22 protein-coding genes are annotated in these 20883 nt (G+C 38.3%); 2 read left to right on the top strand and 20 right to left on the bottom strand.

Annotated elements, in window-relative coordinates:
• Positions 1 to 13: 13 nt before the first annotated feature.
• The 15 genes from H624_RS0110615 to H624_RS0110545 all read right to left on the bottom strand — a co-directional run bounded on the left by H624_RS0110615 (position 14) and on the right by H624_RS0110545 (position 15776).
• Complete coding sequence (locus tag H624_RS0110615) at positions 14 to 352, bottom strand: putative DNA-binding protein (RefSeq protein ID WP_156889194.1); 339 nt, start codon at positions 350 to 352, stop codon at positions 14 to 16.
• Positions 342 to 1448: a signal recognition particle-docking protein FtsY gene (gene ftsY / locus H624_RS0110610; protein ID WP_026867579.1), complete on the bottom strand. Its 1107-nt coding sequence runs from the start codon at positions 1446 to 1448 to the stop codon at positions 342 to 344. Before ftsY ends, H624_RS0110615 begins: the two co-directional genes overlap by 11 nt.
• Positions 1448 to 5005: a chromosome segregation protein SMC gene (smc, locus tag H624_RS0110605; protein WP_026867578.1), complete on the bottom strand. Its 3558-nt coding sequence runs from the start codon at positions 5003 to 5005 to the stop codon at positions 1448 to 1450. Before smc ends, ftsY begins: the two co-directional genes overlap by 1 nt.
• A gap of 4 nt (positions 5006 to 5009) precedes the next feature.
• The gene (gene rnc, locus H624_RS0110600) at positions 5010 to 5771 is read right to left on the bottom strand and encodes a ribonuclease III (protein WP_051220573.1); all 762 of its coding nucleotides are present in this window, start codon (positions 5769 to 5771) and stop codon (positions 5010 to 5012) included.
• 82 nt (positions 5772 to 5853) lie between these two features.
• On the bottom strand, positions 5854 to 6093 hold the full coding sequence (locus H624_RS0110595) for an acyl carrier protein (RefSeq protein WP_026867576.1): 240 nt from the start codon (positions 6091 to 6093) through the stop codon (positions 5854 to 5856).
• A 36-nt stretch (positions 6094 to 6129) separates the two neighbouring features.
• Positions 6130 to 6867, bottom strand: coding sequence for a 3-oxoacyl-[acyl-carrier-protein] reductase (gene fabG, locus H624_RS0110590; RefSeq protein WP_026867575.1), 738 nt, complete (start codon positions 6865 to 6867; stop codon positions 6130 to 6132).
• Entirely contained in the window at positions 6860 to 7768 is a 909-nt protein-coding gene (fabD, locus tag H624_RS0110585) for an ACP S-malonyltransferase (RefSeq protein ID WP_026867574.1), read from the bottom strand. Before fabD ends, fabG begins: the two co-directional genes overlap by 8 nt.
• The gene (gene plsX, locus H624_RS0110580) at positions 7761 to 8744 is read right to left on the bottom strand and encodes a phosphate acyltransferase PlsX (protein ID WP_026867573.1); all 984 of its coding nucleotides are present in this window, start codon (positions 8742 to 8744) and stop codon (positions 7761 to 7763) included. The genes fabD and plsX overlap by 8 nt, the downstream gene beginning before the upstream one ends.
• A gap of 3 nt (positions 8745 to 8747) precedes the next feature.
• Positions 8748 to 9317 carry a transcription factor FapR gene (gene fapR, locus H624_RS0110575; RefSeq protein WP_026867572.1) on the bottom strand — a complete coding sequence of 190 codons (570 nt, stop codon included), beginning with the start codon at positions 9315 to 9317 and terminating at the stop codon, positions 8748 to 8750.
• A 218-nt stretch (positions 9318 to 9535) separates the two neighbouring features.
• Positions 9536 to 10156 (bottom strand): sortase, encoded by a 621-nt coding sequence (locus H624_RS0110570; protein ID WP_026867571.1) that lies wholly within the window; start codon positions 10154 to 10156, stop codon positions 9536 to 9538.
• A gap of 12 nt (positions 10157 to 10168) precedes the next feature.
• Positions 10169 to 12136, bottom strand: a complete 1968-nt coding sequence (gene recG, locus H624_RS12090) for an ATP-dependent DNA helicase RecG (protein ID WP_035857269.1) — start codon at positions 12134 to 12136, stop codon at positions 10169 to 10171.
• Positions 12136 to 13011, bottom strand: a complete 876-nt coding sequence (gene sdaAA / locus H624_RS0110560) for an L-serine ammonia-lyase, iron-sulfur-dependent, subunit alpha (protein ID WP_026867570.1) — start codon at positions 13009 to 13011, stop codon at positions 12136 to 12138. The genes recG and sdaAA overlap by 1 nt, the downstream gene beginning before the upstream one ends.
• Positions 13012 to 13014: 3 nt before the next feature.
• On the bottom strand, positions 13015 to 13680 hold the full coding sequence (sdaAB, locus tag H624_RS0110555; RefSeq protein ID WP_026867569.1) for an L-serine ammonia-lyase, iron-sulfur-dependent subunit beta: 666 nt from the start codon (positions 13678 to 13680) through the stop codon (positions 13015 to 13017).
• A gap of 56 nt (positions 13681 to 13736) precedes the next feature.
• Positions 13737 to 15389 (bottom strand): DAK2 domain-containing protein, encoded by a 1653-nt coding sequence (locus H624_RS0110550; protein WP_026867568.1) that lies wholly within the window; start codon positions 15387 to 15389, stop codon positions 13737 to 13739.
• An 18-nt stretch (positions 15390 to 15407) separates the two neighbouring features.
• A complete protein-coding gene (locus tag H624_RS0110545; protein WP_026867567.1) occupies positions 15408 to 15776 on the bottom strand; it encodes an Asp23/Gls24 family envelope stress response protein in 369 nt (122 codons plus the stop codon).
• Between the two features lie 190 nt (positions 15777 to 15966).
• Between H624_RS0110545 and rpmB the strand changes: the two genes are divergently transcribed.
• Complete coding sequence (gene rpmB, locus H624_RS0110540; RefSeq protein WP_026867566.1) at positions 15967 to 16155, top strand: 50S ribosomal protein L28; 189 nt, start codon at positions 15967 to 15969, stop codon at positions 16153 to 16155.
• Positions 16156 to 16199: 44 nt separating this feature from the next.
• Here rpmB and H624_RS0110535 read toward each other — a convergent pair whose 3' ends face one another.
• Genes H624_RS0110535 through rsgA form a run of 4 tightly spaced genes read right to left on the bottom strand, consistent with a single transcriptional unit; the run spans position 16200 to position 19035 of the window.
• Positions 16200 to 16901 (bottom strand): DUF554 domain-containing protein, encoded by a 702-nt coding sequence (locus H624_RS0110535; RefSeq protein WP_026867565.1) that lies wholly within the window; start codon positions 16899 to 16901, stop codon positions 16200 to 16202.
• Between the two features lie 10 nt (positions 16902 to 16911).
• Positions 16912 to 17523: a thiamine diphosphokinase gene (locus H624_RS0110530; protein ID WP_051220572.1), complete on the bottom strand. Its 612-nt coding sequence runs from the start codon at positions 17521 to 17523 to the stop codon at positions 16912 to 16914.
• A 4-nt stretch (positions 17524 to 17527) separates the two neighbouring features.
• On the bottom strand, positions 17528 to 18172 hold the full coding sequence (rpe, locus tag H624_RS0110525) for a ribulose-phosphate 3-epimerase (protein WP_026867563.1): 645 nt from the start codon (positions 18170 to 18172) through the stop codon (positions 17528 to 17530).
• Positions 18173 to 18174: 2 nt separating this feature from the next.
• Positions 18175 to 19035 (bottom strand): ribosome small subunit-dependent GTPase A, encoded by an 861-nt coding sequence (gene rsgA / locus H624_RS0110520; protein WP_026867562.1) that lies wholly within the window; start codon positions 19033 to 19035, stop codon positions 18175 to 18177.
• Positions 19036 to 19138: 103 nt separating this feature from the next.
• On the opposite strand from rsgA, the gene H624_RS0110515 reads away from it, so the two are divergent.
• Positions 19139 to 19438, top strand: a complete 300-nt coding sequence (locus H624_RS0110515; RefSeq protein WP_035857263.1) for a rhodanese-like domain-containing protein — start codon at positions 19139 to 19141, stop codon at positions 19436 to 19438.
• A gap of 120 nt (positions 19439 to 19558) precedes the next feature.
• Here the strand turns inward: H624_RS0110515 and H624_RS0110510 are convergent, their stop codons facing one another.
• Positions 19559 to 20827, bottom strand: coding sequence for a cytochrome P450 (locus H624_RS0110510; protein WP_026867560.1), 1269 nt, complete (start codon positions 20825 to 20827; stop codon positions 19559 to 19561).
• Positions 20828 to 20883 lie beyond the last annotated feature (56 nt).

Raw genomic sequence — 20883 nt, 5'->3', positions numbered from 1 at the left:
GTATGTGGCCTCCTTAATCTAGGTTTTCTAGACGATTTAATATGTCCTTTACTTCTGTACTCGTATCATCACCAAGCGCTTCTTTTAAATCCTTGTAGAGTTCAAGTCGCTTATTAAAGTTCTTATACATACTGAGTGTCTCTTCATAGTGTTCTAAAAGATCTCTCGACCGCTTTAAGTTATCGTAGACTGCTTGACGTGTAACATCCATTGCTTCTGCAATTTCCGAAAACTGAAAGTCTTCAAGATAATATAATTCTATATATTTTTGTTGTTTTTCTGTGAGTAAGGTCTGATAAAAATCATAGAGATAATTCATGCGCATCGTGCGCTCTAAATCATTAGTCATCAGCATCTTCCTCTAATTTTTCTTCGAGCGTTTCTGAGTCTTCAATCATATCAGCAAATAGACCATAAACATAGTTTTCTGCATCAAAAGGCTGAAGATCATCCAGTTTTTCACCGAGTCCTACAAACTTAACTGGTATTCCGAGTTCATTCTTAATCGCTAGAACGATCCCACCTTTGGCCGTCCCGTCTAATTTGGAAAGAATAATGCCGGTAACGTCAGTGACTTCTTTAAAGGCTTTGGCCTGGCTCAGTGCATTTTGCCCAGTTGTTGCATCGAGTACTAAGAGGACTTCATGAGGTGCTTCTGGGACAACTTTTTGAATGACTTTCTTAATCTTACCGAGCTCATTCATCAAGTTTCCTTTGTTCTGTAGACGGCCTGCAGTATCACATAAAAGGATGTCTGCACCGCGTTTTTTTGCAGCACTTACTGCATCGAACATGACTGCTGCAGGGTCAGAGCCTTCTGCCTGTTTAATGACATCTACACCGACTCTATCACCCCAAACTTGCAGTTGGTTGATTGCACCGGCACGGAAAGTATCACCCGCAGCGAGCATTACTTTTTTGCCTTCTTGTTGGTATTTATAGGCAAGTTTACCGATTGAAGTTGTCTTACCTACACCATTTACACCGACCATTAATACAACGGTCAACTCATCATTTTGAATGTTCATCTCTTCAGATAAGTCACCGTTACGCTCATAGATTTCTACCATTTTTTCAACGATGGTCTCTCGAAGATCAGCCGTCTCTGTGATATTTTTCAACTGTGCTTCACGGCGTAGTTCTTCAGTTAATTCAAGTACAGTATTAAAACCGACATCCGCTGAGATAAGTACTTCTTCTAATGCTTCAAAGAAGTCTTCATCGACTTTACGGTAACGTGACATCAAAGCATTGATATCTGCTTGGAACTTATCACGGCTCTTTTTAAGCCCTTGTTCAAATTTATAGCTGAGCTGTTCTTGTTCCCACTCTTCAAATTCATCTAAACTAATCAGCCCATCATCAAGCTTGTCTGTCTGTGTTTCTAAATTTTCTGGGGTTTCTTCACTTGTTTTTTTCTTACGTCTGAAACGATCAAAAATACCCATTAAACTCTTCCTTTCTCTTCATTAACTCCAGGGTCAACATAGTTTTTCAAATCGACACTGATTAACTTCGTCACACCTTTTTCTTGCATGGTTACACCAAACAAGCGGTCTGATTCTTCCATAGTGCCTTTTCTATGAGTAATAACGATAAACTGCGTATCGTGAGATAGTTTTTTCAAGTATCTTGCATATCTTATCACGTTTGCTTCATCGAGTGCCGCTTCAACTTCATCTAAAATTATAAACGGACTTACCTTAACTTTCAGCACACTAAAGAGTAAGCTGATTGCTGTCAAAGCACGTTCCCCACCGGATAATAAAGATAGGGAGGATAACTTCTTGCCAGGTGGCTCCGCAAAAATCTCTATACCAGAATCTAAGTAATTGTCGGGTTCTTGTAATCTGAGTTCAGCACGCCCACCGCCAAACATCTCACTAAAGACATCTTGGAAGTAAACATTGACTTGAATGAAAGTATCCTTAAAACGAACCGAAACTTCTTCATCCATTTCAGCAATAACATCTAATAAGGTTTGTCTTGCATCAATTAAGTCCGCTTCTTGTTCTTTTAAGAAGGTAAAGCGTTCATTAACTGTCTTAAACTCTTCGATTGAACCCAAGTTAACCGGTCCGAGTTCTTCAATACTCTTCTTGTTTAAAGTGATTTTTTGACGTTTTTCTTCAATGTTTTCAAAACTATCGAACTTACTGAGTGCTAACTCATAAGTCATCTTGTAGTTATCACTAATATAAGTCAGTTTGTTCTCTAATTTAGTATCGACACCTTCTAATTCTGCTGACTGTCCACGGAGTCTGGATTGACAGTCATCAATTTCTGCACGAAGCGCTGTTTCTTTACTTGCGATAGATTTTAGTGCGTCCTTAACAGTGACCAGTTTTTCATCATTTTCTTGTTGAGAAGATTTAATGGTCGCGACAGTCTGTGTTAACTCGGTTTTGTTCGTCTCTAATTCTTCAATATTCATAGCAGATAAGTCATCATCCACCATGCTGATTTCACTTTCAATATTCGCAACTTGATTTTCAAGATCTTCAATTGACGCTTCAATTCTGCTAATCGATGCACGTGTGTAACGCACATCACCGTCTTTACTTATTTTATCATTATTTAGCTGTTGAATCTCGTGTGATAATGTTTCTATTTCCTTATCTTTTTCATCATTAGAGCGACTCATCATGTTAATTGAAGTTTCAATATCAGCCATTTTAGACGTTAAGTTTTCAATTTGCTGATCGAGGTTTTCTTCGTTAGTACTTGCTGATAAACCATCGACTTCCTTTTGAATCTCTTTAACATTTTCATTTTTTGACTGAAGCGCATATTCAAGTTTAGCAATTTCTCTTCCTGCTTCATCGTACACTTCTGCGAGCTGTAGGCCACTGTTTTCTTGTGTTTTTAATTCTGCAGTCGCTTGTAAGATTTGCTCCCTATAGCGATTGACCTTATTTTCAAGCTCCGCTGTCTGTGATTTATAAGCATTTATTTTTTCAGTGATATCAGCGATTTCTTTTTTAGTTTCCATGATGGATCCCTTACGGTTTTTAGAACCACCACTCATTGCCCCACCAGGCATGATAATGTCGCCGTCTAAGGTAATAATTCTAACTCTTTGATTACTCGCTCGAGATATACGAGAAGCATCTTCTAAGTTTTTCACGACAATCGTCGTATTTAATAAATGTAGAATCACTTTTCTATAGGCACGGTCAATATCTGTCACTTCTGATAATATTTGATATTCCACACCTGAAGACTGTAGTGCATTTTCTATATCCACCGATAGGTGGCGCTCCTTAATGGTATCAAGTGGTAAGAAAGTTGCGAAACCGAGTTTCTTTTGTTTTAAAAATTGAATCGCAGTTCTTGCATTATACTCTACATCCATAACAATATTCTGGCTCGCTTGACCAAGTGCAGTATCTAAAGCAGTCATGTACTCTGGATTAGCACTAATCAATTCACCCACTGGACCGACAACACCAGGAATACTCTTTTTATTTTTCAAAATTGCCCGAACACCAGGGTAATACCCCTGGTAATTCTCTTCCATATTTCTAAGCATATCCAGCTTTGATTGCTGGTTTTGGATGAAGTTTTCGGCTCGGTTATAATCACTTTTTGCCTGGTCGTAATTTTCATTTAAGGAATCAAGCTTTGATTTAGTATCCTTATATGCTTGTCTCGCTCTATTTAGATTCTGCCCTGTCGTTTCAGCTCCTGCTTTTAAATCTTTAAGTTTCGACTCAGCTTCACTCACTTCATTTAAGAGCGTTTCTAAACGTTCGGATTTATAGCGGATATTATTTTCGATTTTAGACTGCTCATCATGATTGCGTCGTTTATCATTTTCTAAGGTTGTCTTTTCTACCATGAGCTGGTAATACTGATCTTTTAACTCTTCTATATCAGTATCATTGCCTTCTCTTATGACACTGATTTCTCTTTCCTTATTTTTAATCTTTGTAGCAAGTTCAGTGCAAGCATATGCTAATTCATCTTTTTTAGTTGTTTCTTCTTGCAACTGCTCTTTTAGTGTAGTAATTTCAGCCTTATTTTTTTCAAGACGACTGTTTAAATCTTCTCTTAAGGTTTCCTTATTTGTCTCTCTTTCAGCATACAAGGCGATGCGGCCCTCAATTTGCTCAAGGGTACGTGCATCTTCTAATAATTGGTTGTTTAATGACTTTGATTTTGCCTCTAATTCATCACGTTCATTATTTAACTCTGTTTGTTCATTTAAAACTGACTCTAATTTTTCACGAGAAGTCTTTAACGTCGTTTCTTCTTTGTTTATAGCTGTCTTTAAGTCTTTGAGTTCACTAGCGAGTAATTTCGCATCATAGACTGTTACTTCAATATCGCTTTCAGTCATTTCTTCTTTTAATGCCAAGTACTCTTCAGCGACAGCACTTTCTCTTTCTAAACGTTCGACACGTGAAGAAATTTCTTCGATAATATCATGAACGCGAAGTAAGTTTTGCTTGGTCTCTTCGAGACGTTTCTCAGACTCGATTTTACGACTTTTATACTTCATGACACCTGCAGCTTCTTCGATAATCTTACGACGTTCTAATGGTTTTGCATTAAGTATTTCATCGACCTGACCCTGGCTGATAATATTATAAGCATTTTTGCCAAGTCCTGAATCCATAAAGAGTTCGGTAATATTTTTTAACTTAACCTTTTCCTTATTAATGAAGTACTCACTGTCACCATTTCTATATAATTTCCTAGATATAACGACTTCCGCTTCATCACCAAGTACTTTTTTACTGTTGTCTAATATTAAACTAACAGAAGCACTATTCATAGGGTTACGGTTTTCAGTTCCATCAAAGATGACATCTTCCATCTTGGCACCGCGCATGACACGTGCAGACTGCTCTCCAAGCACCCAGCGTATAGCATCAGTGATGTTACTTTTACCACTACCGTTAGGCCCGACAACTGCTGTGACTCCGCTATCGAATTTAATATTTACTTTATCTGCAAAAGATTTAAAACCTTGAGCTTCGATTCGCTTTAAAAATACCATTCATTTACACCTCTTGGCCAAGTGCCAGCAATGCACTTTTAGCTGCTTGTTGTTCTGATTCTTTTTTAGTTAGACCTTGACCATGGCCGAGGACTTTATTACCTAGGTTTGCAGTGGTCTCAAATTGTCTATGGTGGCTCGGTCCAGATGCACTAACCAGTGTATAAGTTACACTATCTTTATAAGCACTATGTGCATATTCTTGTAACTTTGTCTTGTAATCCACCACTGCATTATAATCACTCGTCTGTATTTCTGGAAAGACAACCTGGCTTAAAAATTGAAAGACACCCTTGGTCCCCTGATCTAAGTATAAGGCGCCTAAGAAGGCTTCAAAGGCATCACTAACAATAGACGGTCTATGTCTACCCCCTGTTTTCTCCTCACCTCTACCCAGTAAGATGAGTTGTTCCATGTTAATTTTTGAGGCAAATACTACAAGTGAAGGTTCACATACGATATTGGCACGAAGTTTTGTTAATCTGCCCTCAGGTAAAGCTTCGTATTTATTAAAAATATGATCTGAAACCATCAATTCTAGTACCGCATCTCCTAGAAATTCTAAACGCTCATTATTATAGCGTTTATCTAAGCCTAAATCATTGATATATGAACTATGCATAAAGGCTTGTTGGTAGAGCATTAAATTTTCTACTGTTATATTCAACTGACTTGTAAATGCTTTAAATAGTTGGTTAAAGTCTCTTAGCTTTTCCCTAGCACTGTCTTCAGTTTTCACCTTGTTTAAGACAACGTTAAAGTCCATTTAATCACCTCTTATATTTTACTTTCTTAGTTTTTAATTACAAAGAAAAATCCACTCTCCGGAGTGGATTTTTCGAAGCTTATTATTGCTCTTTTTCGATTTTATCAATGAAATCTAATGCGTCGCCTACTGTGTTAATCTTTTCAGCTTCCTCATCAGGAATTTCCATATCAAACTCGTCTTCAAGTTCCATTACTAATTCAGCAATGTCAAGTGAGTCAGCACCTAGATCATCTTTAAAAGAAGCTTCTCTAGTTACTTTTTCTTCATCGATTCCAAGTTTGTCAACGATGATATCTTTAATTTTGTCAATGTTAGCCATTATTCAATTCACCTCCCTTAAATAATATCATAAGCTCTACCCCATGTACATACCGCCGTTGACGTGTAATACTTGGCCTGTAATGTACGATGCACGGTCACTTGCTAAGAAACTCACTGCATCTGCGATATCTTTCGTGTCACCGAAATGTTTTAAAGGAATTTGTTGTAACATACCATCTTTGATGTCATCACTTAAAACATCTGTCATATCACTTTTAATAAATCCAGGTGCCACAGCATTCACTGTAATGTTTTTAGCTGCAAGTTCTCTCGCAGTTGACTTCGTCATGCCATCGATCGCTGCCTTCGTTGCAACATAGTTTGTTTGCCCTGCATTCCCAAGTGATCCAACGATACTTGAAATATTAATAATACGCCCTGATTTTTGGCGGATCATCGGTCTTGATACACTCTTAATGACATTGAATGCACCTTTTAAGTTAACATCCACAACTGCGTCAAACTCTTCCTCTTTCATGCGCATCAATAGATTATCTTTCGTAATACCTGCGTTGTTTACAACAACATCGATAGAACTATAAGTATCCGTGATATATTTAACCATTTCTTTCACTTCATTAGCATTTTGGACTTGGCACTGATAGGCTGTCGCTTTCCCACCCTTGTCTTCAATCTCTTTAACAACTTCTTCTGCTTTGTCTTTTGAACCAGAGTAATTGACGACTACAGTGTGCCCTTCTTCAGCTAATGTCAATGCAATCGCACGACCAATTCCTCGAGATGCGCCAGTGACTAATGCAACTTTACTCATTTAAAAACACCTCCACGTGTTCGATCGTATCAATATTTGATGTTGAGATTTCCTTAGTGATCTTACGTACTAAGCCAGACTGAACTTTCTTCGGTCCAACCTCTACAGATTCTGTTACACCATGTGCCGCTGCAGTTTCCACACATTCTACAAAACGGACTGGATGCGTGATTTGTTCAACAAAATTTGCCTTAATTGTTTCACTATCCGTTTCAGCTTTAGCAGACACATTTTGAATGACAGGTGTTTTTGCATCGTTGAAAGTAATATCTTTAACAAAAGCTTTGAACTGATCTTTCGCAGGTGCCATTAAGTGCGAGTGAAAAGCGCCTGATACCTTTAATGGTATGATGCGTCTCGCACCAGCATCCTTCGCGAGTGCTCTAAAACATTCCACAGCAGCCTTGTCACCTGAAACGACAACTTGGTCTGGCGCATTAATATTTGCAGGTGCAACGCTTTCCTCATCCGTTGAGGCTGCCTCACAAGTTTCTTTAAGCGCATCATAGTCCATACCAATGATGGCAGCCATTGCGCCATCTTCAGTTTGACTCATTAGTTCCCCACGTTTTTCTACAAGACGAACACCATCTGCCAATGAAACAACACCAGCATGTACCAATGCTGGAAGCTCACCTAGTGAGTGCCCAAGTAAGTAATCGCCTGTTATACCTGTTGCTTCAACGACTGCTAGACTATGAGCAAAAAGAGCTGGCTGTGTATACTTAGTGTCGTTCAATCTGTCATCATCTTCACTAAACATAATTTCTTTTAAGTCGTAGTTTGATAAGTCGAAAATTTTATCGAGAATGGCTTTTGCCTTGTCGTTATTTTCGTATAGATCCTTAGCCATACCGCCGTACTGTGCGCCTTGGCCAGGAAAGATTAGTAATCTACTCATTTGATTCACCTATCAATTCTTGAATTTTTTCAATCGTACCAGAATCCGCCATAATTTTTGCTTGTTTTATAGCATTAACGATCGCTGTCGAGTCAGAAGAGCCATGTGCCTTAAGCACGTTTCCACGTAAGCCCATTAATGGCGCACCACCAAACTGTCGGTAGTCCAACATATCTTTAAGGTCGCCTAAATCGTTTTTCAAGACTAGGGCTGCACCTTTATTTAACGTGCTTTTATACATAATTTTCTTTAGCTCACTCATGAGCGCACTGGCAGTACCCTCAATGGTTTTTAAGACGATATTACCTGTAAAACCATCTGTTACTGCAATATCAACTTTTCCAGATAAAATATCTCTCGTCTCAAAAAAACCTGCAAAGTTTAAGCCGCTATTTTTGAGCAGCTGATAGGTTTCTTTAGTCAGCTCAGTACCTTTAATTTCTTCTGAACCGTTGTTAATGAGCCCGATTGAAGGATTCTCTCTGCCCTCTATATTTTCCATATAGACACTTGCCATTTGTGCAAATTGCAGTAAATGGTTCGGCTTATTCTCAGAATTCGCACCCATATCAAGTAACATCATACCTTCACCTGAAGTGGTCGGAATCATCGAAGTAATCGCCGGACGTTCGATACCGTTTATGCGCTTGACTCCAAAGAGTCCTGCACTCATCAAGGCACCTGTATTTCCTGCAGATACAATCGCATCCGCCTCACCATCACTGACCGCTTTAATTGCACGAACCAGTGAACTATCTTTTTTCTTTCTGACCGCTTTGACTGGATCATCATCTGATTCAATCACTTCTGTTACTTCAATAAACGTCACTTTTGGATGGGACTGTGTGTAGCTACCTTTTGTTCCAAATGCTAGGATTTCTACATCTGGGTATGTCTCTACCGCTTCGAGTACACCTTCTTCTATCGCTCTAGGGGCATTGTCTCCACCCATTAAATCAATCGCAATTTTAGCCATGTTCTACTCAGCTCCATCTTCATCTTTATAATACATTTCAAATTTTCCAGTAAAAATCACTTTACCATTCACTTTTGATTCCACTTCAATTTGTGCCCTATTCTTATCCATCGAGATCACCTTTGCTTTGGCGATAACCTTATCATTTAACATAACAGGTCGTTTAAAATCTACTTCTGCTTTTGAAGTTAATGCTAGTGGCTCATCGATTAAAGCGACACAAAGAGAATTTGCTTGTGCAAACAAAAAATGCCCTCGGGCAATTTCGTTTTTTTCAAAGACATGCCCGCTTTCAATGATAAACAGAGAAATTGCATTGTCATTGAGTTCGATATCGATTATTTCCCCGACTACATCTTGAACAGATAACGCACGAATCTTATCTGCCCCTTCACGAGCAACGTGTTGAACTCTCGTTCTTAATTCAGGTATATTCAATTCGAGACGGTCCAAACGAATCGTTTGGATAGACACGTCAAAAATCTTTGCTAACTGGTCATCAGTTAAAAATGGATCTTCTTCTAGATGTGCTTCTAGATTTGATTGTCGTTCCACTTTCTTTAATTTCCCCATGTCGATTCCTCTAATCTTCTATACTTTAGTAGTTGGTATTAATATCTAAACATAACACTAAACTTAGTATATTAAACCCTTACCATTTTTTCAATTAGTTTCAATGATAAAAAAGTGCATTTATTACGGGTGACGACGGCACGTAAATCAAAATACTCGCCTTCGTTATAAGGTCGACGGCACATAAAAACACTTCCTCCATGGGAGGAAGTGCGCTATTATTGAACTATTTCAGCTCTAACGATTAACCGCTTCTCAAAGAGTAACGTGTCTGGATTGTAATCCTCACATGTAATCAATGTCAGTTCTTGTGGCTCGCCCTCTTTTTGGTCGAGGACATTGACTTCTGTAGGTTCAACTTCAAACATTTCAGTAATCTTATACACTTTCGTATCATCATGGGTAATGATTTTGACTTCATCCCCAACTTCTGCACGGTCGATGTAGTTAAATCTGATGCCTGCACCTTCAACTCTATGACCAGCAATCGGGATATTCTGCATCTCTAGATTATCCGTTTCTTCAAGTAAACTGACACCATTACGAAGTTTCTCTTCAGTCAGCGCGCCTTTATATAATGGTTCAAAGATTTCAGCACTTTCAATTTCCAGCACACCAGCCATATTATCTGAAATATTAAGTGATGTATCTTCAGTTGCTTCAACACCAGAAACAAAGGACTCTAAAGGATTTATCTTTACATCATCACCGTCTTGGTAGGCAGTAATGACTTTATCATTGACTTGATCTGTAAAGTATTCTCTAATCTCCTGCCAGAAAAATAAGACTAGTGCGGCAACAATCATCAACACCCCGAGTGTTCTCAATAAAATTCTCATGGTTTCCTCCGATTAAAACTGATCTTGAAGATAGGCTTTTGCTGCTTCCTCTCTCGCTACTTCTAGTATACGATAATCTTCTGTAATGTCAGCAACTTTAAATTGTGGTAAACCACTTTGTCTGACACCAAAGTAATCACCTGGTCCACGCATTTCTAAATCGCGTTCACTCAAAATAAAGCCATCTGTCGTAGAGGTCATGATTTCCATTCGTAATTTGGCATTATCTGTCGCCGCATCACTGACTAAAATACATGCACTTTGTTTATTATTCCGACCGACTCTTCCTCTAAGCTGATGTAAAGTAGATAACCCGAATCGTTCTGCATTAAAGATCACTATGGATGTCGCATTAGGCACATTAATACCTACTTCAATCACTGTTGTCGATACTAAAAGTTTTTTATTCAGAGATTCAAAAGCCTTCATTGCATCATTTTTCTCTTCAGGCTTCATTCGCCCGTGTACAAGTACGACGTCTTCATGTCCAAAGTAATCTTCAAAAATACTATAAATCTCGTAGACATTTTTTAAGTCTAAGGTTTCCGACTCTTCAATTAACGGTGCGACAATATAGGCACTATGGCCTTTATCTATTTCATTTTTTACTGAGCTTAACACTTGATCTAACTCATTAAAGCGTCGCCATTCTGTTGTAATTGGCAAACGTCCTGCTGGCATTTCTCTTATTAGAGAGACATCCATATCACCATAAGCAGTAATCGATAAAGTTCTTGGAATCGGAGTCGCTGTCATGTACAACACATTTTTTCTATAAGCCTTATCGTTTAAGCGTTGCCTTTGTCTTACACCAAAGCGGTGTTGCTCATCTATAATTGTAAAACTTAAACGGTCAAAAACCACGTCGTCTTCAAAGATCGCATGCGTTCCTACTAAGAGATCAATTTCACCACTACTCAGTCGATCCAAAATTTCTCTTTTTTCTCTAGGTTTGGTCGTCCCTGTGAGTTTTTCAATCACTAGCTTATCACCAAAAGTATCTTTAAAACTCTGATAATGCTGGTTAGCAAGCACTTCTGTTGGGACCATTACTGCACTTTGTTCACCGATGGTCTTCACGGCGTAAACAGCAATTCCAGCAACAATCGTCTTCCCACTACCCACATCACCTTGTAGTAGCCTGTGCATGGAAATATTCTGCTTAAAATCACGGCAAATATCATTGACGCTACGCTTTTGATCTCCTGTTAATTCAAAGGGTAAGGTTTCTATAAACTGCTTTAATTCATCTATATTATAATCGACTATAAAACGCTCGCTTCTCACGCGTTCTTTTTGTCGTTTATCCATTATCTTAAGTTGGAAATTATACAACTCAAAGAATTTAATTGTACGTCTCGCTTGATCTGTCATAACCTGACTCGTTGGAAAATGAAGTTCGAACAAGGCGTCACGTACAGCCATCAACTTATATTTTGCTTTTAAGTGTTGTGGTAAATCTAAGTTAAAAATAGCAGTGTCAAAGGCACTTCTCACTATTTTTTGAAAGGTTTTCGACTGTATCACGCCACCGAGTGGATATTTTACCGACATGCCTCCACTAGCTTCAAAGATTAATTTACTACCGTTAATCTCAAGCTTATTACGGTTAAATTTCCCGAAGAGCCTAACAAATTCACCATTAATAATTTTACTTTTAAGATAGGGTTGATTAAAGAAAGTTACCTTAACATAAATACCATCTGCATCCATAAAAAAAGTAAGACGGCTCTTACCTTTTCTAAAGAAAGCTAATTGAGGTTCAGTTTTCACTGTACCTTCTACGGTAATATTTGCGCCGTCTATAGCTTCATTTAAATTAACCACACTTTGATCTGTATAGGATGAAGGAAGGTGAAATAATACATCATTCACACCTTCTATTCCAATACTAAAAAGTTTTTCTTTGACCTTATCCCCGACACCTTTTAAACCCGTTATACTTTGATCTGGTGTCTGTACCTGATGAATGCGCGTCATTATTTTGCACCGAATAGTTCTGCTTTAAGACGTTCTCCTGTTGGTGTAGCCGCTAAACCACCACGACCAGTTTCACGGAGCGCTGATGGCATTGTTAACCCTATCTTGTACATCGCTTCAATGACCTCATCTGCTGGAATTCTTGATTCAATTCCTGCTAATGCCATATCTGCTGCTGTTAAAGCATTAGATGCACCTGCTGCATTACGTTTGACACATGGTACCTCTACTAAACCAGCAACTGGGTCACATACAAGCCCGAGCATATTTTTCATAGCGATGGCGAAGGCGTTCGCACTCATTTCTGGTGTACCACCTGCTAATTCTACAAGTGCGGCTGCAGCCATCGCACTGGCACTACCCACTTCTGCTTGGCAGCCGCCTGCTGCACCTGAGATACTCGCATTATTCGCAACGACAAAACCAAAGGCACCTGAAGTGAACAAGAAGCGAATCTTTTGTTCCTCAGTAATCGTCGGATCTTTTTTTACCATAGCAAATAAAACACCAGGGACAACACCTGCAGAACCAGCTGTCGGTGTCGCACAAATTTTACCCATAGCCGCATTAACTTCATTTGTTGAAATTGCATTGGCAATTGCAAGGAGATTAAGTTCACCGCTCAGTCCCTTACCTGAATCTATATATTTCTGCATCTTCACAGCGTCCATACCGGTTAATCCTGTTGTAGAATTCACACCAGCAATACCTTCTTGAACCGCATTTTCCATCGTTTCATAATTAATTTTCATCAAATTATAAACATCTAAATACGATTGACCTGTCTGTTCCATCTCTTGTTGAATCATCACTTCTGAAAGAGAAATACCTTCAGATAAGGCACGTTCTACTAATTGATTTATACTATTAAACATTTCTTATCCTCCAATCATTTCTATGACTCTGTCGACACCTTTTACAGCACGAATTTCATCTATTGCGGTTTGTGAAATTGTGTCATCAAGTTCAACAGTCATTAGGGCTACTTGGCCTTTTTCCTTACGTGAAACGCTCATCTGAGAAATATTGAGTTTTTCTTCACCCAGCTTAGTTGTCACACGTGCAATCGTACCGAACTCATCCTTGTGAAAGACAAGTAAAGCATGATAGTTACCTGATATATTAATGTTGTAACCATTTATGCTAACGAGTTCAATCTTACCGCCACCGATGGAGACGCCCTCGATCACAAGCTCTTCCTCACCTTTAAATAAGTGTAAGACTGCAGTATTCGGGTGTGAACGTTCTTCGTTCATTTCTATAAAATTATAAGTCATATTGTGTGATTCTGCGTCTTTTTTTGCATTGATAATACGTTCATCATCCGTGTCGTAACCAAGGAGACCACCAAGTAAAGCAACATCTGTCGCATGGCCTTGATATGTATCCCTAAAGGAACCATATAAATAAATGTCTGCCTTATCTGGCTGTCCGCCGAAGAGACTTCTTGCAAGTAAGCCAATTCTCGCCGCACCTGCTGTATGTGATGATGATGGGCCGACCATGACCGGGCCGATTATGTCAAAGACACTTTTAAATTTCATACAATCCCTCCTTGTTCAAAAAGCCGCATCGGGTTAACCGATGCGGCCAGTCTTCTTTATTCAACAGAAATTAAGTAGCTGTATACGGGCTGTGCACCGTTATGAACTTCAAATTCTACATCTTCATTTTCTGCTTCTATTGATTCAATCACTGATTCAACTTCTTCTTCAGTACCTTCTTCACCGATAAGTACAGTGATGATTTCAGTATCCTCATCAATCATATTGTTAATTAGATCTTTTAGCGTCGTATGTTTTGAGTCACTAGCAGTAATGATTTTACCATTTGCGATACCCATATGCTGGTCTTTTTTAATCTCTATGCCATCTATTTTAGTATCTCTGACTGAATATGTCACTTGTCCTGTTTGGACAAATTCAAATGCTTTAGTCATCTGCGCTTTATTCTCTGATAATTCTGCTTCTGGGTTAAAGCTAAGCATTGCAGCTAAACCTTCAGGGATTGATGTTGTCGAAACCACTGCTGAAGGAATATCGAGCATGTACGTGGCTTGTTCTGCTGCCATCACAATATTCTTATTATTAGGTAGTATCAAGACTTCTTTTACATCTTCATCTTTAATGACATTGACAATGTCCTCAGTAGAAGGATTCATTGTTTGGCCACCGTTGATGACATGAGTCACTCCGATACTCTTAAACAACTCGTTTATGCCTTCTCCACTTGATACTGTGATTATGGCAGTATCGTATGATTGTTTCTCAGCTACTTTATCATTTTTATTGCCGTGAACTGTTCTGAACTGCTCACGCATGTTTTCAACTTTAAGTTTAATTAATTCACCGTATGTTTGACCATATGTGAACGCCTCACCAGGTGTTTCAGTGTGGACGTGAACTTTTACAATTTCATCATCAGAAATGACGAGTAAAGAATCACCAAAGTCACTCATCTCTTGACGGAATTCATCTTCATCAAAGGCACGTTTACCATCTTCGAAACGCACCATGAATTCAGTACAATAACCAAACTCGATATCATCGACACTCATAAAGTCATCGAAATCATTGTCGTGGTCATGAGAATCCACTAATAACTCATTGTTTAATTGATCTTCGTCCTCTTCGATTTCTTGACCTGTTAAAGCACTTAAGAAACCTTCATAAACATAGACTAAACCTTGTCCACCAGAATCGACCACACCAACCTCTTTTAAGACTGGTAACAATTCAGGCGTACGCTTCAATGAAGCTTTTGCCTCTTCTAAAGTCGCTTGCATCACTTCGATAATTGACTTATCTTGGCCTTCAAATTCAGCAGCTTTTTTAGATGCGTCCTTTGCGACAGTTAATATTGTACCTTCAACTGGTTTCATCACTGCTTTATATGCAGTTTTAACACCCTGTTTAAACGCTGCAATAAACTGATCTGTATCGACCGTATCCTTATCTTCAATCGCCTTAGAGAAGCCTCTAAATAATTGAGATAGTATGACACCTGAGTTTCCACGTGCGCCCATAAGTAAGCCTTTTGAAAAGTGCTTACCTACTGTACCAATATGCTTATCGTCTACCGGTTCGACTTCACTCGCACCTGAAGACATCGAAAGATTCATGTTCGTACCTGTGTCGCCGTCTGGGACCGGAAATACGTTTAATGAATCAACATAATCTGCATTCTTTTTTAGGTTTTGTGCTCCGTTTTTAATCATTTGTCGGAACATTACGCCATCTATTTTGTTCATTATCTTGTAAATCCTCCCTGGTTACTCATCTGTTGAGATAATACGCACGCCTTGAACGTGTATATTCACAGCTTCTATATTTAAGCCCAATGTTTTTTCTAATTTATATTTTACTGAAGTTTGTACATTTGAAGCAACTTCTGATATTTTCACACCGTAACCGGCAATTATATATAACTCGATTGTCAACTTACCTTCATTATTTTCAACGATTACTCCACGTGAATAGTTTTCTTTACCTAGGAGTTCAGCAAAACCATCGCGGACTTGGTTCTTAGATGCCATCCCAACAACACCGTAAGATTCTACGACAGTACCACCAGCGATATTCGCAATTACATCCGTTGAAATTTCAATTTTACCTAAATCATTTACAATTTCTAGCGCCATTTAATTCGCCTCCAATACATCATATAATTATAAGCAAAACCACTAGTCAAATACAAGTGTTATTACAGTTTTTCTAAACATTTTCTAAAAATTTCTATTGTCTTATCATTTGTCTTAGTGTACCATATTAGAGTATGCATAAAGTATAAAAGAACATGATTATGTAATTTTAAGTAGAGGAGTGGGACACATGGTCAAAGAATGTTATGTAACTGGACGTAGATCTAGAAGTGGTAACAACCGTTCTCACGCGCTAAACGCTAATAAGAGAACTTTTGGAGCTAACCTACAAAAAGTAAGAATTTTAGTTGACGGTAAGCCTAAAAAAGTTTGGGTTTCAGCTCGTGCACTAAAATCTGGTAAAGTAGAACGCGTTTAATATTAAAAAAGCCGTCAGATCAATTGATCTGACGGCTTTTTTATTTAGAAGAATGAAATCATCCAAACTAAAATCATACCAATAAAGATTGCTGGAATCATATTCCCTACTCGCATTGTGGTCACATTTAACATATTTAAACCGATAGCAAGTAGAATTACCCCTCCAGTTGCACTCACTTGATCTATCATCAAATTGAGTGTCCCTTCAGGTATAAAAGCAGCAATTAGACGTGCACTAATAATGATCAGTGCTGTATAAATAAATGTAGGAATACCTGAAAAAATAACGCCACGACCGTAGGCCGCTGTCATAACTAAGGCAATGAAGAAGTCCATCGCTGATTTTGTATACAGGACATCATTGTTCCCGCGTAGACCTGCATCCAAACCACCGACAATGCCCATCGCACCGACTATAAAGATTAACATCCCTGAAATTAAACCTTGAGAGATATTACCCCCATGCTTGTCACCAAGTTTATACTCTAGTAGGTGACCCATGCGGTTTAATTGTTTTTCCAATTGAATCACTTCACCAACAACTACACCAATAATGAGTGATATAAGCGTTGTCAAAATGTCGGTCGCACCGACAACCATTTGTATACCCATGGCAATAATAAAAACACCCTGTATTTTCATTATTGCATCTTTAATGTGCTCAGGTATAAAGGTTAATACCATACCGAGTAACCCACCAACGATGATCGCTAATGCGTTGACAATTGCACCTGCAAATATCATTCATCCACCTCTAATCTGAAGAATTTATCATTAATAAATCATGACTCGTTTCAACAAAGGCTTCATCGTTTTGAAACTCATTTGAGACGGTCAATGTTTCACCAATACTAATATATTTATCCGTTAAGTTATATTTAAAACCTGACAAGGTTAAACAAGTCTCATCGTAAAACGGAACAAATGAGACATATGTCAACGACGTCTTTGACAGATTGTGCCTACCTGATGGTAACAGACTTATGATGTTTTTGTCATCGATAAGTCTAATATTTAATTCTCTAAGTTGCGGGTTTTTTAACAGTTGAATGTTAATTAACTCATGATCGATTCGTCCACCGAGTGCACCGTAAACATCAATACTCGTATAACCCGCTTCAGCAAGTGCCTTTAAAGCAATTTCAGAATCTGTAAAATCTTTTTCCGCTGGTGAAATTTCAAAGTCTAGCTTTTCTTGTAACTTTTCAAGTTCAAGCTCTGAAACACTATCAAAGTCACCATAGAGATGCATGATGTCAAAATTATTATTATGTAGACCCAAAACACCAGCATCGACTCCAGACCATGGGCCTTCTAATAAGGGTTTAACCTTTATATCCCGTAAGAGCACATTGATGTGAGGCATATGATCATTCCTTTAGGTTCCTAATCGTTTGTTGTTTGTCTTCTGCTTTAAATAAATATGACCCACTCACTAGTAGGTTTGCACCGTGCGCTTTACAAAGTGCGCCAGTCTTATCATTAATACCACCGTCTACTTCAATATCAAAGTCTAAGTTAGAATTATGCTTTATGGTTGTAAGTTCGTCCAACTTATCTAAGCACATGTCAATAAAGGCCTGTCCACCAAAGCCTGGATTCACTGTCATGATTAAAACGAAATCAAGATCCTTTAGTAAATGTTTTACAGCTTCAACTGGTGTTTGTGGATTTAGTGCAATCCCTGCCTTCATTCCTGAAGACTTAATCAACTGTATTGCTCTATGCGCATGTGGTGTCGCCTCTATATGAAACGACAACATGTCTACACCCATGTTTTTAAATTCTTCTACAAACTGAGTGGGATCATAGGTCATCAAATGGACATCCAATGGTATACTAGCATGCTGTGCGATTGCTTGGCACACAGGAATACCATAAGAAATATTAGGAACAAACTGACCATCCATTATATCTAAATGAAAAATATCAGCGCCTGCATCTTCCATTTCTTTTATCTCTGTAGCTAACTTTGAAAAATCACTTGCTAAAAGTGACGGTAATACCTTTGCCATATTTAGTACCTCTCTTTTCTATTGTCAATTTCATTATAAATTTTGACATAACTGTCGTAGCGACTCTGTTTAAGTTCACCATCTTCAACCGCTTGTTTGACACCACATTTAGGTTCATTAATGTGGAGACATTCTCGGAATTTACAGCTATATTGATTAAAATCTATAAAGCAAAATTTGATATTATATTTGTCGATGTTCATAAATTCAATCGTTGAGAATCCCGGTGTATCCGCAATATATCCACCATCATGATCAATTAGTTCTACATGACGGGTCGTATGCTTACCACGGTTTAAAGCATTGGAAATCTCATCTGTCTTGAGTTCAAGTTCAGGGAGTAGTGTGTTAAGTAAGGTTGATTTTCCCGCACCAGATTGCCCAGCGAGCACACTTGTTTTCCCTGAGAAAAGGTCCTGTAAATCATCTCTGATATGTGTTTTATCCGTAAAGTGAACTTCATAAATATGACCGTAAGTTTCCTCAATTTCATGAATCAATTCCTTGTCATCGTTAAGGTCGTTCTTTGTCACAATGATGACAGGATCAATGTCATTCGCTTCACTATAGGCAATGAAACGATCGAGTAAATAGTAGCTAAAATCCGGAGACTTCAAGCTTGCCGTCACCAAGAGCTGATCGATGTTTGCAACCGGTGGACGAACTAAAGCATTTCTACGAGGCAAAATTTCGGTAATATAGCCTTCATCTTCATTTTCGATTTGAAATTTAACTTCATCGCCCACTAAGGGACTTTCATCATTCTTTCTAAAGAGACCACGTGCTCTAGTCGAATATATCTTGTCATCTGATAATACATAATAAAAACCACTTAAAGCTTTTACAATTTTCCCTTTTTGCATACAACACCTCAGTTTATTATAAGTACTAGTCTATTATATCAATTTATTATGTATGATAAAATGATTGGTATATGTAAATGGATAATGATTATGGAGGTTTAAAATGGATATTAATATTAATGAAATTAATACAGTACTCGGTAAAGATGGGAAAGTTGTCATTGATGTCAGAGAAACTGAAGAATTAAAAGAAACAGGATTTCTTCCTGGAGCAGTACACTACCCATTAAGTACCTTTAATCTAGATGAACTCACGTTGGATAAGAGTAAAGAATATTACTTAGTATGTAAATCAGGTGGCCGATCAAAACGTGTTCAGGACCACATGCTTCTACATGGTTACAATGCTAACAATATAGAAGGCGGTATGAGTAAATACCATGGTGTGAGAAGTTATTTTTAGATACAGAAGGGGTGATGTGCAATCTTCATCATCATCCGAAGCACACAACCAATCAAAAACTATATAATCATAAAAAAAGTGGCAAGCTCCCAAAGGGGCTTGCCACTTTTTCTATAATTATTATGTTCTGTCTACAACTTCGCGAACATTTTTGATTACAAAGCCACTCTTAACGTATCCTGGGATACTGTTTAAGTCCACTTCTAAATCTTGTTCTGGAACATCATAAGTTATTTTTTCTGCAAAGTATTTCATTGTTTCTTCCATGATGATTACTGTGATCCATTCACCTGCACAACGGTGATTTGTCCAGTAATCTCCACCACCTTGTGGAATAAGGTCAAATGGTGATCCGTCCCAAGTTTCGAATCTTTCTGGGCGGAATTCATTTGGATCGTCCCAAAGTGATTCATCATGCGTTGTACCATAAACATCTAATGCAAGACCTACACCTGCAGGAATTGTAACGCCTTGGAAGTCGATGTCTACTTTCGCTTTACCTGGAAGGAATGGAACGAATGGATAGTAACGACGAACTTCTTGAGCGAATTTATATGCATAGTCAGGTTCTGATTTAATTTTTTCACGTGTGATTGGGTTTTCGTTCATCGCGTGTAAACCGAATGAAACGAATCTGTTGATTGCGATTAATGGGCGGAATGTGTTCATTAAGTCAATCGCACAAGTTCTTGAGTCCATTGGGTTACCTAAGTAGTCTTCCCAATGTGCAAATTCGTAAAGTGCTGTACCTTCTGGTGGATGAATATTCCCTTTACGAGTCTCAATAATTTGTTCTTCTAACCAATCTTCAACACGACGACGTGCTTCTTTTGATGCCTTGTAACCTTTAAAGACACCACCAAGTGCTCTAAATGAATCGATCATGATGTCCATGTCTGTTGCGATTCTTTCGATATCTTCAGGTGGTGCTTGAACGCCTGCCCAACGTGTTCCTACTTTTGTAAGTAGTACGATAGATTCACGGTAAATATTTACCTCATCCATACTTTCCATACGTTGTGTGTTCGCATGCCATAATGTACGCGTTAATTCTCGTACATAATTCAAGTTACCTTCAGTCATCAAGCTCATGAACAATGCTTTTCTGTCTACGTGTTTTTTACCATCTACCGTATGGATTGCACCTTTACCAAAAAGCGTATTAACGATACGTTTAGGTAACATGCCTTCACGTTGAACAACATCATTGTTGTAGAACATTTCAGCGCCTTCCTTACCAGTCACAACTACGAATGGTTTACCACCGAGTGCTTTAGTTTGGAAAACTGATGTGTTTAGACGATTTCTCTGATTTGTTGTGTAAAGATAACCTTGCTTTAATACTTTCAAAGTATTATCTAGGCCCTTATCCCTCTTAAGTGTTGCCATAATTTCATTCCTCCAATTCGAATGTACTCCACCATTATATATAAACAGTAAAGCCA

The organism is Jeotgalicoccus marinus DSM 19772, assembly GCF_000425825.1.
Taxonomy (GTDB): Bacteria; Bacillota; Bacilli; order Staphylococcales; family Salinicoccaceae; genus Jeotgalicoccus; species Jeotgalicoccus marinus.
Note: the sequence above shows the minus strand (reverse complement) of the source record. Positions and strands in the feature narration are given on the sequence as shown.